Genomic DNA, 1,459 nt, shown 5'->3' with positions numbered 1-1,459 from the left:
GGCGTCAGCGGGGCGTTCCGTCTGCCCCGCGTTGCGGGATGGTCATTTTTTTGCTGCCTTGCGGGTCTGCCTCATGGGCCTGCCTTGGCTGACGCGCCTTGGGCCACGCCACAACCGGAAGCCTCATCAGCGTAATTTTGCTTTGACACTGCCTCAGGACGCTGCCGGAGCAGGCCCAGTTTATCCGCGCAGTTAAGCGTTGAAGTGGGCGCGTCCTTACCTTTGGGAATATCCATTTCAAGGCTAATATGTTCCAGGCCCGCCGCGCCTCGGAGAAGTGAAATTTTTCTCTTTCTTTTTTCTGCCCAAGAGTTTTTATTTTCAGTTGGTGCTGATTTTTCGCGAACTTGTTTTGGGGAAAATGCAAAGGGCAGCGTCGAGGTCTGATAGTGATACCAAAGTTTTTGGGCTTATCCCCTATGCAAGGCTGGCAATCGCAGATATATGACTTTATTCTTGTAGAAAAGCTGACCGGCCGGGTGACCGGCCGCACATGTGCCCGGCATGTCCGGGCTGGCGCGTGGGGCGCGCGGGCTGCGCCCTCCACCATTACAGATGTTCTTAAGGAGGCCACATGGCAAGCCAGGCGTTGATCAGGGATTTTGAAGACCTCATCGGCAAGGAAAACGTGTTCAGCTCCGAAGCTGACCGGCAGAGCTACTCGTATGACTCGGCAGTGCTGACCCCCGTGGTTCCTGCTCTTGTGCTGCGCCCCACCTCTGCCGAGCAGTTGGGTGCATGTGTCAAGAAGCTGTATGACAACGGTCTGCCCATGACCGTGCGCGGCGCGGGAACCAACCTTTCCGGCGGCACCATTCCCGACAGCTCCGACTCTGTGGTTATCCTGACCACCGGGCTTAACCGCATTCTCGAGATCAATTCCGACGACCTTTACGCCGTGGTGGAGCCGGGCGTCATCACTGCCCAGTTCGCCGCCGAAGTGGCGAAGAAAAATCTGTTCTATCCTCCGGACCCGGGTTCGCAGGCTGTGTCGACCATCGGCGGCAACATTGCTGAAAACGCCGGCGGCCTGCGCGGCCTCAAGTACGGCGTTACCAAAGATTACCTCATGGGTATCGAGTTTTTTGACGCCACCGGCGAGATGGTCAAGTCCGGCTCGCGCACTGTCAAGTGCGTTACCGGGTACAATCTGGCCGGTATGATGGTGCAGTCCGAAGGCACGCTGGGCATTATCTCCCAGGCCATTCTCAAGCTTGTACCTCCGCCGAAGGCTTCCAAGGCGCTCATGGCCGTGTTTGAAAACGTGCAGGATGCCGCCGAAGCCGTGGCGGGCATTATTGCCGCTCACGTCGTGCCCTGTACGCTGGAACTTCTGGACAACAACACCATCGTGCGCGTGGACGACTTCACCAAGGCCGGTCTGCCGCGCGAGGCCGGGGCCATTCTGCTCATCGAAGTGGACGGCCACCCCGCCCAGGTCGCGGACGATGCCGAAGCC

General features: G+C 58.5%; 1 protein-coding gene. It reads left to right on the top strand.

Annotated elements, in window-relative coordinates; all coding sequences use genetic code 11:
• Nucleotides 1–574: 574 nt before the first annotated feature.
• The coding region (locus tag V6C07_RS10170) for an FAD-binding oxidoreductase (RefSeq protein ID WP_333536341.1) at nucleotides 575–1,459 on the top strand (885 nt) is incomplete at its 3' end.

Origin of the sequence: Desulfovibrio sp. 1214_IL3152 (genome assembly GCF_036763055.1) — a bacterium.
Lineage (GTDB): Bacteria > Desulfobacterota > Desulfovibrionia > Desulfovibrionales > Desulfovibrionaceae > Desulfovibrio.
Note: the sequence above shows the minus strand (reverse complement) of the source record. Positions and strands in the feature narration are given on the sequence as shown.